Origin of the sequence: Comamonas koreensis, from assembly GCF_021026195.1 — a bacterium.
Lineage (GTDB): Bacteria > Pseudomonadota > Gammaproteobacteria > Burkholderiales > Burkholderiaceae_C > Comamonas > Comamonas koreensis.
This window is the reverse complement of the sequence record NZ_JAJNCT010000009.1, coordinates 235,668-251,146: the sequence shown is the minus strand read 5'-3', so window position 1 is coordinate 251,146 and position 15,479 is coordinate 235,668. Positions and strand designations below refer to the sequence as shown.

The following is a 15,479-nucleotide window of genomic DNA, read 5'->3' as shown; positions in this document are numbered from 1 at the left end:
GCACGGCGGGGCGGTATCGGATAAGGCGCGGGGGGCTGTGAGAACGGCGGGTTGCGCGCCAGCGCGCAACGCTGCTGGCTGCTAGGGCGCGATGGATGCAGGCCGGGTTTGCGCGAGCGCCCGGGCCGGAGTGTCAGTGCTGGCCGAAGCGGGCCATATAGGCCTGGGGCTCACCCGTCTTGAAGGCGTTGGCAAACTCCTGCACGCTGTCGTCGATCGCCTGGTCGATCGATTGCTTTTCCCAGGCGCGCAGCATGCGCTTTTGCTGGCGCAGGGCCTGCGGGCCATAGCCGGCCAGCTTGTTGGCCATGTGCTCCACCTCGTCATCCAGCCGCGCGGGTGGCACGACCTGGTCGATCAGTCCCCATTGCAGCGCCTGTGCGGCATCGATGTTGTCGCCGGTCAGCAGCAGCCACTGCGTGCGGGCTGCGCCAATCAGCCGGGGCAGCAGCGCGGCATGGATCACCGAGGGAATGCCGACCTGGACCTCGGGCATGCCGCATTGCACACGGTTGCTGGCAATGCGGATATCGCAGGCGCAGGCCAGCTCCAGCCCACCGCCGAGGGTCCAGCCGGGCAGGCGCGCAATCACCGGTGTGGGGAACTGGCGCGCGCCTTCGCAGACACGGCGCAAGCGGCTGATGAAGGCGGCCGCATTGTCGGGCGTGAGGGCGCGCATTTCCTTGATATCAGCGCCTGCGACAAAGGCCTTGTCTCCGGTGCCGCGCAGCACCAGCACGCGGATGCGGCTGTCCTGCGCCAAGGTATCGAGCGCCTGGGCCAGGTCTTCCAGCACGGGCGACGACAGGATGTTGAGGCTGCCGGCGTTGCGAAAAGTCAGGGTGGCCACGCCGTTGTCTTGCAGGCTGGCATGGGCATGGTGCAGGTCGATCAAAAGCATGCAGCCATTGTGGAGACGCATCGCAGCTTGGCAGGTCCCCATCGGGACAAAACGCATGCAGCCTTTGAAATAGCCATGCAGTGCTATGATTTTTAAAGGAAATTTACATATTGAAACTATTACATGTACACATCACATGTAATGACTGTTATGGTGGCCCCATGGACCCAAAAACATCTGCCCACTACCAGCGCTTGCACCGCCAACGGCTGCGCGAGCAGGGGCTGGTGAAAAAAGAGGTCTGGGTACTTCCCGAGTACAGCGCGGTGCTGCATCTGCTGGAAAAGCAGATGCGCCAGCCGCAGGCACAACCCGGTTCATTGACCATCCACCTACAGGAGGGGAGCATGGAAAACAGCAAGCACCACTACCGCAGCATTCAGGCGCTGTCCGAAGAGCTGGGCGCATCGGCGCTGGCCCGTGAGGGTAAGTTGCAGATAGAGCTACTGGAAGGGACCGAGACCAGCGTGCTGGTCACCCTGTCCGATTTCGGCGATCTGCCGGTGCATGTGGCGCTGTCGGGCGAGCAGCTGGTGGTCGAGGCCTTTTTGTGGCCTGCCAACCAGGTGCGCGATGGCGCAGGGCTCAATGCGCAAATCCTGCGCCTGCAAAAGCTGTTCCCGTTCACGACGATGGCGCTGGAGCCACTGGCGCGGGGCGGCGAGGGCTATGTGATGTTTGCCGCGATGCGCGCCAACAGCAGCACGGACGACATCCTGGCCGAAATCCTGATCCTGGCCGACAGCGTGATCCAGGCCACCGAGGCGCTGGCACCCTATCTGACCCTGGCGCAGGTCTGAGCGCAGCCCGTCCCCGACCCCACAGTACAAGGAGAGCATCATGACCGTATGGAACAAGCTGGTGACTGCGCTGCGCGGAGCCGCGCACGAGGCGGGTGAAGCCGTCACTGACAGCCAGGCGCTGCGCATCCTGGACCAGGAAATCCGCGATGCCGACAACGACCTGAACAGCTCCAAGGAAGCGCTGGCCGAGATCATGGCCAAGCAAAAGCTGTCTGCCGGCAAGCTGCAGACCACACAAGCGAAGATTGCCGAATACGAAGGCTATGCGCTCAAGGCGCTGGAAACCCAGGACGAGGCCCTGGCGTTAGAGGTTGCCGGCAAGGTGGCGCTGCTCGAAGCCCAGCGCGACGAAGAAGAAGCCCAGCTGGGCGCCTTCACCCAGAGCGTGGAGCAGCTGCGCACGGCGATCCAGACGGCGCAGTCCAACATCAAGCGCCTCAAGCAGCAGGCGGATACCGTCAAGGCCACCGAGAGCGTGCAGCGCGCCCAGGCCACGGTGGCGGGCCGCTACACCGGCTCGCAGTCGCGGGTGCAGACGGCGCTCGATTCGCTCGAACGCATCAAGCAAAAACAGGCCGAGCGCGGCGCCCGCATGGAGAGCGCGGCCGAGCTGGCGCAAAGCAGCAGCGAGGACGCGCTCGACGCCAAGCTGCGCGCCGCCGGCATCACCGCCAGCGCCGGCAATGCGCAGTCGGTGCTGGAGCGCCTCAAGGCGCAACGCGCCGGCAGCAAGGAGGCTTGATACCGCCCGGGGCCATGGCTGGCCCGACCAGACACACAACAAGTGAGGAGCCGGCGCTGCGCCCGCTACCGCACACTTAGAAGAGGGACGCCATGTCGACATTTCTGCACTATGCGCTGGGCTTTCCAACCTTCATCTTCGGCGCATTGCTGCTGTGCATGCTGCTGTACTGGCTGATCGCCCTGCTCGGCCTGGTGGAGACCGATTCGCTCGACCAGTGGCTGCTGTTTGACGGCAGCGACCATGCCCATGGCGTGGAGCATTCGGTCAGCGCGCTGGCCGGCCTGCTGCTCAAGGTGGGGCTGGGCGGTATTCCGGCCACCGTCATCCTGACGGTGTTGCTGCTGCTGTCCTGGCTGGCGTCGTATGTGCTGTGCCACCTGGTGCCCATGCCCGAGGGCTGGGCGCTGCTCAACCTGCTTATCGGCAGCGCGCTGGCAGTGGCTGCACTGGTGCTGGGCTTTGCCGCCACGGTGGTGGTGCTGCGGCCGCTGCGCGGCCTGGTGGCGCGCATTGCGCCGCCCGAGACCCCCCAGGTGCTGTTGGGCCGTACGGGCCTGGTGCGCAGCGGGGTGGTCAACGCCACGCAAGGCTATGGCAGCGTCGATGACGGCGGCGGCGGGCTCAATGTGCAGATGCGCTCGCCAGAGCGCGACCTGCCGCGTGGCACTGAGATCGTACTGATCGAGCACCTGCCCGAGCACAACGCCTGGCGCGTGGTCAGCAAGGCCGAGTTCGACGGCAGCGAGATACCGGGCCTGCTGCCACCCGTTTGATAAGAGCGGTCTGCCCGCGCCAGCAGGGCAGCCCGCATTCGCATTTTTCAAAAAATTGATACTGATAGGGAGTTACGCATGAATTGGGGAAATCTGGAGTGGTACATCGTCGCCGGCGTGGTGATCGGCTCGGTCTTCATCGTCATCCTGGGCCTGTTTGCGCTGGTCAAGGCCTTCTACATCAAGGTGCCCCAGGGAACGGCCTTGATCATCAATGACACGACCTCGCAGCCCAAGGTGAAGTTCACCGGCGGCATGGTGCTGCCGGTGATCCACAAGAAGGAGTTCATGCGCATCTCGCTGATCACCCTGGAGATTGACCGCCGGGGCAAGGAAGGCCTGATCTGCCGCGACAACATGCGCGCCGACATCACTGTGGCCTTCTACCTGCGCGTCAACGAGACCGCTGCCGACGTGCTCAAGGTGGCCAAGGCCATCGGCGTGGACCGCGCCTCGGAGAAGGGCGCTGTCAACGAGCTGTTCAATGCCAAGTTCTCCGAGGCCTTGAAGACCGTGGGCAAGCAGATCGACTTTGTGAAGCTGTTCGAGAACCGCCAGGATTTCCGCGACCAGATCATCCATGTGATCGGCAACGACCTCAACGGCTATGTGCTCGAAGACGTGGCCATCGACTACCTGGAGCAGACCTCCAAGGCTTCGCTGGACCCGAACAACATCCTGGACGCCGAAGGTATCCGCAAGATCACCGAGCTGACGGCCAACCAGAACATCGTCACCAACGAGCTCGAGCGCAATGCCGAGCTGGCCGTGACCAAGAAGAACGTCGAGACCAAGGAAGCGATGCTGGCGCTGGAACGCCAACAGGCCGATGCCGAAGCGCGCCAGAAGCGCGAGATCGCGACCATCCAGGCGCGCGAGCAGGCCGAGACCCAGAAGGTGCAGGAAGAGGAGCGCCTCAAGGCCGAGCAGGCCCGCATCCAGACGCAGGAGCAGCTCGACATCCGCGAAGAAAACCGCCAGCGCGAAGTGGCGGTGGCGCAGCAGAACCGCGAGCGCGCGGTGGTGATCGAGATCGAAAAGGTCACCCGCGCCAAGGACCTGGAAGTGGTCTCGCGCCAGCGCGAAGTGGAGCTGCAGCGCATCGAGAAAGAAAAGGCCATCGAAGTCGAAAAGGCCAATATCGCCAACGTCATCCGCGAGCGCGTGGTGGTCGAAAAGGGCGTGGCCCAGGAAGAGGAACGCATCAAGGAAGTGCGCGTCGTGTCCGAAGCCGAGCGCATGAAGCAGGTCACCGTGCTGACCGCCCAGGCCCAGGCCGAAGAGGACCTGGTGCGCCAGGTCAAGAAGGCCGAGGCTGACGAATCGGCATCGCGCCACAAGGCCGTTGAGGTGACCACCCTGGCCCAGGCCGAGCTGGAGGCCGCTGGCAAGACCGCAGAAGCCAAGAAGAAGATGGCCGAGGCCATCGAGGTCGAGCGCGCAGCGCCCGGCCTGGCCGATGCCAAGGTGCGTGAAGTGACGGCCGCCGCGATCGAGCGCGAAGGTCTGGTGCAAGCCAAGATCATTGCGGAAAAGCTCATCGCCCAGGCCAAGGGAGAAGAGGAAAAGGGCCTGGCCGAAGTGCGCGTGATCGAGGCCCAGGCCGATGCCAACGAAAAGCTGGGCCTGGCCGATGCCAAGGTGCTCGAAGAGCGCCTGATGGCGCAGGCCCGTGGTGAGGCCCAGGTGGGCAACACCAAGGCTGTGGTGACCCGCGATGTGGGCCAGTCCGAAGCCGATGTGCTGCGCGACAAGCTGTTCGCCGAGGCCAAGGGCTTGACCGAGAAGTTCGGCGCGCTGGCCTCGCTGTCCGACCAGGCCCGCTCGCACGAAGAGTTCCGCATGCAGCTGGAGAAGAACTTCGAGCAGGCGCTGGCCGCCATCGAGGCGAACAAGACCGTGGCCCAGGAGCAGGCCGAGGTGCTGTCGGCGGCATTGTCCAAGGCCAATATCGACATCGTGGGCGGCGGTGGCGACTTCTTCAACAACTTTGCCAAGGCGCTGTCGGTGGGCAAGGCGGTCGAGGGTGTCTCGGCCAAGAGCCCCATCGTGCAGGAGCTGCTGCAGAAGTTCATCGGCGGCAAGGGCCTGCCCAGCGATGCGCTGAGCAACCTGCTGGGCGGTGGCCAGGACAAGAAGAGCCTGCCTCCGTCGGCGACCGAGTCCTGACCCATGACCAGGCCGGGCCGGGCGCCATGCCTGGTCTGGCCTGACCTTGTGCCGACTCGTTCCTTCGGGGCGTCCAGCCCTCTTGCAACGCAGGCCCCAGTCCGCGCGCTGGCCTGCCGTGCCCCACCGCATTCTCTGCCGCTCTAGCCATGTCCACTACCCCATCCAACGATCCCCCAGACCGCTCTGCCGTTGACGACGCCGTCGCCAGTGGCGGCTCCTATGAAGTGCTGGCCAAGCGGCTCGATGCCCAGGGCCAGGCGCTGGAGACCCTGGCGCGTGAACTCAATGAAGCACGGCTGGAAGAGTTTGGCCGCAGCCAGATGGAGGTCATCGCCCGCATGCGGGTGCGCACCGAAAACAACTGCCTGGGCCGCGACATCGCCCAGGTCGGCGGTTATCTGCTGTTTGGCTACAACGTGTTCATGGGCCTCAAGCAGGAGACGCGCATCGAGGATGTGTTCGCGCTCTACCGCCTGCATGAGGGGGAGCAGGGCTACGAAGTCACGCCGGTGGACACCAGGGACAGCTTTCTGGGCATCCAGAGCTTTGTGCAGGATTTCCAGGAGCTCTACGCCTATTACAAGCACACCAAGCTGATGCAGCTGGCGGTGCGCGATGGCAAGCTGCTGGCCAGCTTCCAGATCGGCGAGCGCCTGGGCGATGTGCGGGTGTTCCGCTGGTCGGTCTCGCCCGATGGCCAGCAGATCCGCTACATCGACAACCGGGGCGAGCGTGACATCGAGCTGCCCGCACCCCATGATTTTGAATGGCAGCGCGCCGGCCGCGAGCAGCTGGTGCAGGGCCGCCATCCGCACATCAACATCCTCGACAAGGTGTTTGTCGAGACGCTCGATGGCGACCTGACCATCAAGGTCGAGAACAACACCAACGACGGCCTGGGCATCTACCGCGAGCCGGTGCAGGAGAAGAACCAGTCGCTCGACGACGCGGTGTTTGAATACGCGGCCGTCGGCAGCCTGATCCTGCTCAAGATCCTGCCCTACCGCGAGGACCAGTGGCGCTACCTGGTCTACAACACCTTGTCGCGCCAGGTGCTGCGCATCGATGCGATTGGCGCGGCCTGCATCCAGCTGCCGCAGGACCACGGCATCATCTTCCCCGGCGGCTACTACCTGCAAAACGGCGAGCACCGCGCCTTCGAGCAGAACATGCAGGGCATGCGCTACCGCCGCAGCATCCGCTCGCCCAATGGCGAGGATGTGCTCTATGTGTTCTACGAGCCCGAGAGCGGGCGCATGGCACTGTTCAAGTACAACCTGATCGAGCGGGCGCTGCAGCCGCCGATCATCGGCCACGGTTATGCGCGCATGGACGATGGCCGCATCGTCATCTTTGCTGCCGAGAGCAACGAGGCCTCGCGCGTGCACCCGATGCAGCTGTGGCGCACGCCTTTCGCATCGGACGACTATGCCGCGCGCCAGCCGCAGAAAGACAGCGCGCTGGGCCGCATCGGCAATGCCGAGCTGGTCAGCGGCATCTCCGATCTGTACAGCGTGCGCAAGGAGATCGCCGCCACCGAGGTATCGCTGCCGCGCTATGAGCGCCTGATCGACACCGCGCGCCGCCTGTTCGAGCGCTACCACTGGCTCAGCGGCCCGGGCATGCAGGCGCTGCATGAGAACCTGCTGGGCATCGTCGCCACCGGCGATGCGGTGCTGGACGAGTACGAAAAGGTCGAGAGCATCCGCCAGGCCTCGGCCAAGGCGATGAGCGAGGTCAGCAGCCGCCATGGGCAGCTGCTCAAGCAGATACGCCTGTCCGATGGCGACAGCATTGATGTCTATGTGGGCGCGCTCACCGACCTGGCCGCATTGCGTGGCCAGTTGCTGGCCACGCGCGAGCTGCGCTATGTGGATGCGGCAGCGATCGAGGCCATGGTGCAGACGGCTGACGAGGCCCAGGCGGAGGTCTCGCAGCGCACGGCGGGCTTCATTGCCACCGATGCTGCGATGCAGCCCTATGTGGAGCAGCTGCAGGCGCTGGACCAGCAGGCCCAGGCAGCCACCACGGTGGTGCAGCTGGCCGAGCCGCTGGCGCAGATGGCCCAGATGTCGGCCGCGCTCGATCTGCTGTCCGAGCTGATGGGCAGCCTCAAGATCGACGATGCCACCCAGCGCACGGCGGTGGTGGACCGCATCTCGTCCATCTATGCCCGCCTCAACCAGGTGCGGGCCCGGGCCGAGCAGCGCAAATCCGGCCTGGGCAGTGCCGAGAACCTGGCGCAGTTTGCCGCGCAGCTGGCGCTGTTCTCGCAAAGCATCGTCAGCGGGCTGAACCTGGCCCAGACCCCCGAGAAATGCGATGAGCAGCTGGCGCGCCTCTTGGTACAACTCGAAGACATCGAGGGCCAGTTTGGCGAGCATGCGCAGTTTCTCTCCGACATCATCGCCAAGCGCGAAGAGGTGCTGGAGACCTTCGAGGCGCGCAAGCAGTCCCTGCAGGACGAGCGCCAGCGCCGCGCGCAGGGCGTGCTCGATGCCGCGCTGCGCATTGTGCAGGGCCTGCCCAAGCGCACCGAGAAGATCGCCAGCCCCGAGGCCCTGCACGCCTTTTTTGCCGGCGATCCACTGATCGCCAAGCTCAAGGAGCTGGCCGGGCGCCTGCGCGGCGAGCTGCAGGACCCTGTCAAGGCCGACGACATCGACAGCCGCATCAAGTCGCTGCGCGACCAGGCCTTCCGCGCGCTGCAGGACCGCAATGATCTGTACGAGGGCGATGGCAAGCTGATCCGCCTGGGCCGCCACCGCTTCTCGGTCGGCAACCAGGACCTGGACCTGACCTTGCTGCCCCGCGATGGCCAGCTCTACCTGCACCTGGTGGGCACCGAATACTTCGAGCCGGTGGACAACCCCGAACTGGCCGGGCTGCAGGCCTACTGGGATGCCTCGTCGCCCGCCGAATCGGCCGAGATGTACCGGGGCGAGTACCTGGCGCTGGAGGTGGTGCAGGCCGTGCGTGCCGGCCGCGAGGGCTGGAGCCAGGACCGCCTGCGCCAGCTCTTGCCCGATACCGAGGCGCTGACCCAGGCGATCCGGGAGTTTTCTGCGCCGCGCTACCGCGACGGCTATGAGCGCGGCATACACGACCATGATGCGGCGCTGATCCTGCAGGCGCTGGTGCCGCTGGCCGATGGCGCCGGTGTGCTGCGCCATGCGCCGCAAGCGCGCAGCCTGGCACTGCTGTTCTGGAGCCAGCAGGCCCATATCCAGCAGCCGCAGCTGGCCAGCAGCATTGCGCGCTGGCCCGAGCGCGCGCAGCAGGCCCTGGCGATGCAACAGCTGCTGGGCAGCGAGACCGAGCGCCTGGCGCTGCAGACCGACATCATGGCCCAGCTGCGCGCCTTTGCGCAGGACCAGGGCCTGCTCGATGCACTGCTGCGCTCCGACCCAGCCAGCCCCTTGCTGGCAGCGGCCGCAATTGATGAAGGTGAGTGGGACAGCGAGGCCGACAACCTGCTGCGCGCCGCCGCCGATTACCTGCAGGCCGAGCTGGCGCACAAGGCGTTGCGCTTGCATTTCTCGGGCGCCAGCCAGGCGGTGGTGGCGGCCTTGCAGCAGGCGCTAAAAGCCGGCCCCAAGGAAGGGCTGCACTGGGCCGATCTGCAGCGCTACTGGGCGGGCGGCGAGGCCGGCCAAGCCAGCCGCGAGCGCGGCGCAGCACCGCTGGCCCAGCGCTGGCGCAGCGCGCTGCACTGGCTGCAGACGGTGGCCCAGGCTGCGCCGCCGGCCGAGCGCGCCGCCTGGCTGCCCTACTGCAGCGAGGCGGCAGCCTGGCTGGTGTGCCAGGCTGAACTGACCCACCAGCTGAGCACGGCCGATCTGCGCTGCGAGGTGCAGGGCCTGCTGGGCCAGCATGGCCGGGTGCAGGGCGGCCGCATGCACATCCAGCTCGACGAGCTGACCACGCGCGCGGCACGCCACTACCGCCGCTATCTGCCGCAGTGGGAGCGCTACCAGGCGCTGCGCCAGCAGCTGCTGGGCGACTACCGTGCGCGCTTCCGGCTGGAGGAGTTCAAGGCCCGGCCGCTGTCGTCCTTTGTGCGCAACCGGCTGATCAACGAGATCTACCTGCCGGTGATTGGCGACAACCTGGCCAAGCAGATCGGCGTGGTGGGCGAGAACAAGCGCACGGACCAGATGGGGCTGCTGATGATGATCTCGCCCCCCGGCTACGGCAAGACCACCTTGATGGAGTACGTGGCCAACCGGCTGGGGCTGATCTTCATGAAGATCAACGGCCCGGCGCTGGGCCATTCGGTGCGCTCGCTCGACCCGGCGCAGGCCCCCGATGCAACGGCAGCCAAGGAGCTGGAAAAGCTCAACCTCGCGCTGGAGATGGCCAACAACGTGATGCTGTACATCGACGACATCCAGCACACGCACCCCGAGTTTCTGCAGAAGTTCATCTCGCTGTCCGATGGCACGCGCCGCATTGAAGGCGTGTGGCGGGGCCAGACCAAGACCCATGACATGCGCGGCAAACGCTTTTGCGTGGTCATGTCCGGCAACCCCTATACCGAGTCGGGGGAGGTATTCAAGATCCCGGACATGCTGGCCAACCGCGCCGATATCTACAACCTGGGCGATGTGCTGGGCGGCATGGACGAGGTCTTCAAGCTCAGCTATATCGAAAACAGCATGACCTCGAACGCGGTGCTGGCGCCGATGGCCACCCGCAGCCTGCAGGACCTGTACCTGCTGCTCGACCGGGTGCAGGGCAAGGAGGTCTCGGCCAACGCGCTGTCGCACGACTACGCCGCCGCCGAGCTGCGCGAGATGGAGGCCGTGCTCCAGCGCATGCTGCAGGTGCGCGAGCTGGTGTTCAAGGTCAACCAGCAGTACATCCACAGCGCTGCGCAGGATGACAACTACCGCACCGAGCCACCGTTCAAGCTGCAGGGCAGCTACCGCAACATGAACAAGCTGGCCGAGAAGATCACCCCGGTGATGAACGATGCCGAGATGGCGCAAATGCTGAGCGACCATTACCAGGGCGAGGCCCAGATGCTGACTGGCGGCGCCGAGGAGAACCTGCTCAAGCTCGCCGAGCTGCGCGGCAGCGCCGATGCGCAGGCCCAGGCGCGCTGGGCCGAGATCAAGGCCCAGTTCCAGCGCCAGCAGGCCGCCGGCGGCGCCAATGCCGATGCCGCCACGCGCGTGACCACCCAGCTGGTCGACCTGGTCGCTGCCACCCGGGCCATGGCCGAGGCCCAGCAGGCCCGCCACCTGGGCGATAGCGCCGCGCAAGAAGGCCTGCAGCGCATGCTGGCGCAATGGGGCCAGGCGCAAACGGCTGTGGGCCAGTCGCTCGATGGCATCCGCCAGGCGGTGCTGGACAGCGCGCCGGTGCCGCAGCCCGCAGAAGCTGCCGCACCCCCGCTGGACCTGGCCGTGCAGCAGCTGGGCCAGCTGGTGCTGCAGTCGCTGCAACCAGTCGTCGAGCATCTCGACCAGAGCCGGCGTCAGCAGCTCGGTCTGCACCGGGTGCTGATGCAGGTTGCCAGCCGCATGCAGGAGCAGATCGACCAGCAGCGCACGGGCCGCCAGCCGCTGCAGCCCACCTTGCAGGCCGACGACATCGACAAGGCCTTTGACCGGATGCAGGACCCACGCTCGCCGGCTTGAAAGCTTTGTTATCAGGTGCAAGCAGCGCCTTTGTCCTAGCCATGGGGCAGGGCGCATACCGATACACTGTGCCGATGCGCGCCTCCCCCCTCTCCTTTTCTGTCCACCGGGGCTTGCCACGCTGGTGGCTGCTCGCCCTGTGGCTGCTGCTGTGTGCCTGCCTGCTGTCCCTGGCGCCAGGGGCAGCCGCACAGTCACTGACGTCGCTCGCAGGCTTGGGAGGCAGTTCCTCCAGCAGCAGTAGCAGCGATGAAGAGCGCGCCATCCAGGCGCAGCGCGAGGCCACCGCCACCGCCGAGCAGGAGGCCGATGCGCTGGCGCAGTCGCTCGAGCGCCTGCGCAGCCGGGTGCAGACACCAGCGGGCACGGCGCCCGCGCCGCTCAGCGACCAGGATCTGGGGCAGATACAGGCGCGCTGGGAAGAGCGCGTGCCCGCCAATGCCAGCCAGGAAGTGCTGGAAAAGCTGCTCACCGACGAGCGCGAAGCGATTGCCGCGCTCAAGGCTGGCATCGAGAAATCGGCGGCCGAGCAGGCCAACCTGGTGGCCCAGCCCGGCAATGGCCGCAGCGATTTGGCCAGCCTCCAGCAGCGCGTGCAGGAAACAGCAGCGCCGGTGACGGCCGAGCCGGGAGAATCCAAGGCATTGACCCAGGCGCGCCAGCAGCGCCGTAGCGCCGAGCACCGCCGCGCCACGCAGGAGCTGGCGCTGCGCCAGGAAGAGCAATCGACCATCGAGACCCGCCAGCGCCAGCTAGATGTGCAACTGCAGACCCAGCGCCGCGAGCTGCTGGAGCGCACACCGCGCGTGGCCTGGCTGAACCAGCGTATTGCCGACCGTGCCCGCCAGCAGCTGGAGCAGCAAGTACAGCAAACCCAGGCCGCCGAGAATGAGACGGCCGAGGCGCCCGCTGCGGTGCGCGAGCTGGCGCAGCAAAACAGCGTGCTGGCCGCGCAGATACTGGCGCACAACGACCGATTGGTGAGAGAACGCCAGGACCTGGCCAGCGACGAATACCGCCAAAGCCAGCTGGCCTCGGCGCTGCGCGATACGCAGGCGCGTCTGCGCCTGGGCGGCAGTGCATCGGTGGGCCAGTGGCTGTGGAAGCAGCGCGTGGCGCTGCCCACGGTCAACACCATCCAGTCGCGCCGCAAGGCCACGTTGCGGCAGCTCGCCGAGCTGCGGCTGGCGCTGTTCAACGCCAGCGAGCGGCGCTTCAGCCTCAACGGCACAGCTGCCGTGGGGGGCAACGCTGGCATGACCACGCGTGGCAGTGCCCAAAGCACGGCGCTGTGGACCAAGCAGGCGGCGCTGATCGACCAGCTCCAGCCCTTGCTGCTGCGGCGCATTGCCGTGCTGGAGCAGACCGATGCGGCGCTGCAATCGACCTTGACCAGCGGCAACGCGCTGCGCCAGGTGATGGACAAGGAATTGCTGTGGTTCCCCAGCCACCTGCCCATGGGCGGCGCCTGGCTGGATGAGTGGCGCTCGGTGCTGCGCAGCTCGGACGGCGCTGGCCTGGAGCAGGGCGCCAGTGCATCGCCCTGGAACACCGCGCGGGCGCTGGGCGCCAGTATTTTGCGCAACCTCTGGATCTATGCCGGCATCGTTGCGGGTGTGGCAGTGCTGCTGGGCCTGCGCCGCTATGCCTTGCAAAAACTGCAGGCGATTGCCACGCAGGTCGACAACTTCTCGCAGGACCACTTTGGTCTGACCTTGCTGGCGCTGGGCTGGAGCCTGCTCTATGCACTGCCCTGGAGTTTTGCGACCGCCGCGCTGGGCACCTTGCTGCAATCGGCGGCGGCGCCGGTGGCGCTGGAGCCGCTGGGCCAGGCGCTGGAGCAGCTGAGTGCCTTTGTGTTTGTCGTGACCCTGCTGAACGTGCTGTTCCGCCCCTGCGGGCTGGCGGTGGCGCACTTTGGCTGGCCGCGCGAGCGCGTGCAGGTGCTGCGCCAGATGGTGCTGCGCGCCACCTGGCTGATCGTGCCCATCGATCTGCTGGGCGGCCTGGCCTTTTTCAGCCACGACGACACAGCCATCAGTACCTGGGGCCGCATGTGCCTGCTGGTGCTGACCCTGGGCCTGGCCTGGATGGCCTTCCGCTACCTGCGCCAAAGCCTGGGCAAGCAGCGCCCGGGCCTGCGCTGGAGCCAGGTGGTGAGCGTGGCAGTCATGCTGGTGCTGGCCGTGACCCTGGTAGGCATCGGGCTGGGCTATGTTTACACCGCCACTGAGGTGATCCAGGCGCTGCTGAGCAGCTTTGTGTTCCTGGCAGCGGCGGAGGTGCTGGTCAGCCTGCTGCGGCGCTGGCTGCTGCTGGGCGAGCGCCGGCTGGCGCTGAACCGCCTGCGTGCAGCTGCGCTGCAGCGCCAGGCGGCCAATGCCGCAGCGGCTGCCGACGCCGCCGCTGGCGGCGGAACCGCCCCCACGGCCAGCAACAATGCCACCGATGAGCAAAGCCAGATGGCGCTGGTGACGGTGAGCACCCAGGCGCACCGCCTGCTGGGCCTGCTGCAGCGGGTGCTGGTGGCGCTGAGCCTGGTCTACGCCTGGTCGCCAGTGCTGCCGGCGCTGCTGCGCTTTGAAGGCGTGGTGCTCTGGTACACCACCAATACGGAGGCCAGCGGCATTGCCCGCCCCGCACCGGTGAGCCTGATGGACCTGCTGATCGGCGCGCTGATTCTGCTGATGACCTTCAGCCTGACGCGCAACCTGCCGGGCCTGGTCGAGGTGGTGTTCTCCAGCACCCGCCGGGTCAGCAGCTCGGACCGCTACACGATGGCGACCTTGGCGCGCTACGGCATCACCATCGCCGGCACGGTGAGTGCGCTGTCCCTGCTGGGGCTGCGCTGGAGCCAGCTGCAGTGGATGGCTGCCGCGTTGACCGTGGGTCTGGGTTTTGGTCTGCAGGAGATTTTTGCCAACTTTGTCTCGGGGCTTATTCTGCTGGTGGAGCGGCCCTTCCGGGTTGGCGATGTGATCACCATCAACCAGCACACCGGCACCGTCACCCGCATCCGCACCCGTGCAACCACGGTGCTGGACTTTGACAACCAGGAAATCGTCATCCCGAACAAGACCTTCATCACCGGCCAGGTGACGAACTGGACCTTGAGCGATGATGTGACGCGCCTGATCATCGATGTCTCGGTCGCTCACGGCAGCGACCCGTCCGAGGTGCAGCGCATGCTGTTGGCCATAGCGGCCGAGCACCCCAAGGTGCTGCGCGAGCCCGAGGCCAACTGCTGGTTCATGGCGCTCGAAGGCCAGGGCCAGAAGTTCGAGCTGCGCGTCTATGTGGGTGCGGTGGACGACCGCCTGCCGGTGCGCAACGACCTCAACCGCAGCATCAATGCGCGCCTGAAGGCGGCGGGCATTGCGGTGGCTTTCCCGCAGATGGACATCCATGTGCGCGATCTGCCGCCCGCCCCGGCTGCACCGCAGCAGGCGCAGGGCACTTAAGGGTTGGCGAAGCAGCGGTCTGCACCAGCGCCACAAAGCGCTTGGCGGCCAGGCCCATCGGGTGCTCCTTGGACCAGACCACATCCACATAGAGCTGGGCGCCATTGCTGAGGTTGGCAAACTCCATTGCCACCAGCGCGCCCGACTGCAGCAGCGGTGCCACCAGCGGCTGGGGCAGCCAGCCCCAGCCAATGCCGGCGCTGACCATCTGCAAGGCGGCCACATGGTTGTCGGTGCGCCAGACATCGCGGGCATAGACCAGGCGCTCATGGTCCAGCGTCCAGTCGCGGCTGGCAACGATGATCTGCCGGGTGTTGGTCAGGTGGTGTTCGCGCAGCTGGGGCCGGGCCGGCTCGCCCTGCAGTGGCACCTGGTGCAGCGCCTGCATCAGCGGGTGGCTGGGGGCGATCACCGCCAGCAGGGTCTCGGTCGCCACTTCCTGAAAACCTTCGCGGCCATCAAGGCTGGGCCGCTCAAACACCAGCGCCAGCTGCGCGCGGCCGCTGTGCAGCATGGCCAGCGCATCGGCCTGGGGGGCGGTAAGCACTTCGACAGCCAGCTGTGGGTACTCTTGCGCCAAGGCGGCCAGCGGCGCTGCCCAGGGGGCCGACAGCAGCTCGGGCGCGATGGCCAAGGTCAGCCGCGACTCCAGCCCTTGCTCCAGCGCCAGCGCATGGGCATTGAGCTGCTGCAGCTGCGCGGCCAGCAAGCGTGCCTGCGGCTCCAGTGCCAGCGCGGCGGGCAGCGGCCTGGGCTCGCGGCCGTCGCGGGCAAACAGCGGCATCTGCAGCTCGGCCTCCAGCTGGGCGATCTGCATGCTGACGGCCGAGGGCACCTTGCCCAGCGCCCGGGCGGCGGCCGAAAAGCTGCCATGGTCGAGCACGGCCAGCAAGGTCTGGATGGTGTCGGAGTCGAACGGGGCAAAAGCGCTGCGCATTGATGTATCAGTTTTTCTGAAAGATTCTGACTTATGTTATCA

At 66.4% G+C, this 15,479-nt stretch carries 8 protein-coding genes; 6 read left to right on the top strand and 2 right to left on the bottom strand.

Annotation, left to right across the window (positions count from 1 at the left end; genetic code table 11):
- Window positions 1–133 precede the first annotated feature (133 nt).
- The gene (locus LPW39_RS09085) at window positions 134–901 is read right to left on the bottom strand and encodes an enoyl-CoA hydratase (protein ID WP_230773810.1); all 768 of its coding nucleotides are present in this window, start codon (window positions 899–901) and stop codon (window positions 134–136) included.
- Window positions 902–1,062: 161 nt separating this feature from the next.
- Between LPW39_RS09085 and LPW39_RS09080 the strand changes: the two genes are divergently transcribed.
- From LPW39_RS09080 to LPW39_RS09055, 6 genes are all read left to right on the top strand, one after another.
- The gene (locus LPW39_RS09080) at window positions 1,063–1,701 is read left to right on the top strand and encodes a YjfI family protein (protein ID WP_230773804.1); all 639 of its coding nucleotides are present in this window, start codon (window positions 1,063–1,065) and stop codon (window positions 1,699–1,701) included.
- Window positions 1,702–1,741: 40 nt separating this feature from the next.
- Window positions 1,742–2,446 carry a PspA/IM30 family protein gene (locus LPW39_RS09075; protein ID WP_230773803.1) on the top strand — a complete coding sequence of 235 codons (705 nt, stop codon included), beginning with the start codon at window positions 1,742–1,744 and terminating at the stop codon, window positions 2,444–2,446.
- Between the two features lie 92 nt (window positions 2,447–2,538).
- Entirely contained in the window at window positions 2,539–3,222 is a 684-nt protein-coding gene (locus tag LPW39_RS09070) for a ubiquinone biosynthesis protein UbiH (protein WP_230773802.1), read from the top strand.
- 78 nt (window positions 3,223–3,300) lie between these two features.
- Window positions 3,301–5,391 (top strand): flotillin family protein, encoded by a 2,091-nt coding sequence (locus LPW39_RS09065; protein ID WP_230773801.1) that lies wholly within the window; start codon window positions 3,301–3,303, stop codon window positions 5,389–5,391.
- A gap of 149 nt (window positions 5,392–5,540) precedes the next feature.
- Window positions 5,541–11,039, top strand: a complete 5,499-nt coding sequence (locus LPW39_RS09060) for a DNA repair ATPase (protein ID WP_230773796.1) — start codon at window positions 5,541–5,543, stop codon at window positions 11,037–11,039.
- A gap of 74 nt (window positions 11,040–11,113) precedes the next feature.
- Window positions 11,114–14,500, top strand: coding sequence for a mechanosensitive ion channel domain-containing protein (locus LPW39_RS09055; RefSeq protein ID WP_230773791.1), 3,387 nt, complete (start codon window positions 11,114–11,116; stop codon window positions 14,498–14,500).
- Here the strand turns inward: LPW39_RS09055 and LPW39_RS09050 are convergent.
- Window positions 14,388–15,437, bottom strand: coding sequence for a LysR family transcriptional regulator (locus tag LPW39_RS09050; protein ID WP_230773786.1), 1,050 nt, complete (start codon window positions 15,435–15,437; stop codon window positions 14,388–14,390). The genes LPW39_RS09055 and LPW39_RS09050 overlap by 113 nt on opposite strands.
- Between the last annotated feature and the right edge of the window lie 42 nt (window positions 15,438–15,479).

Bases quoted from the DNA above. Each gene is read 5' to 3' on its own strand.
- LPW39_RS09085 (WP_230773810.1), bottom strand. From the start codon at position 901: ATGCTTTTGATCGACCTGCACCATGCCCATGCCAGCCTGCAAGACAAC.
- LPW39_RS09080 (WP_230773804.1), top strand. From the start codon at position 1,063: ATGGACCCAAAAACATCTGCCCACTACCAGCGCTTGCACCGCCAACGG.
- LPW39_RS09075 (WP_230773803.1), top strand. From the start codon at position 1,742: ATGACCGTATGGAACAAGCTGGTGACTGCGCTGCGCGGAGCCGCGCAC.
- LPW39_RS09070 (WP_230773802.1), top strand. From the start codon at position 2,539: ATGTCGACATTTCTGCACTATGCGCTGGGCTTTCCAACCTTCATCTTC.
- LPW39_RS09065 (WP_230773801.1), top strand. From the start codon at position 3,301: ATGAATTGGGGAAATCTGGAGTGGTACATCGTCGCCGGCGTGGTGATC.
- LPW39_RS09060 (WP_230773796.1), top strand. From the start codon at position 5,541: ATGTCCACTACCCCATCCAACGATCCCCCAGACCGCTCTGCCGTTGAC.
- LPW39_RS09055 (WP_230773791.1), top strand. From the start codon at position 11,114: ATGCGCGCCTCCCCCCTCTCCTTTTCTGTCCACCGGGGCTTGCCACGC.
- LPW39_RS09050 (WP_230773786.1), bottom strand. From the start codon at position 15,437: ATGCGCAGCGCTTTTGCCCCGTTCGACTCCGACACCATCCAGACCTTG.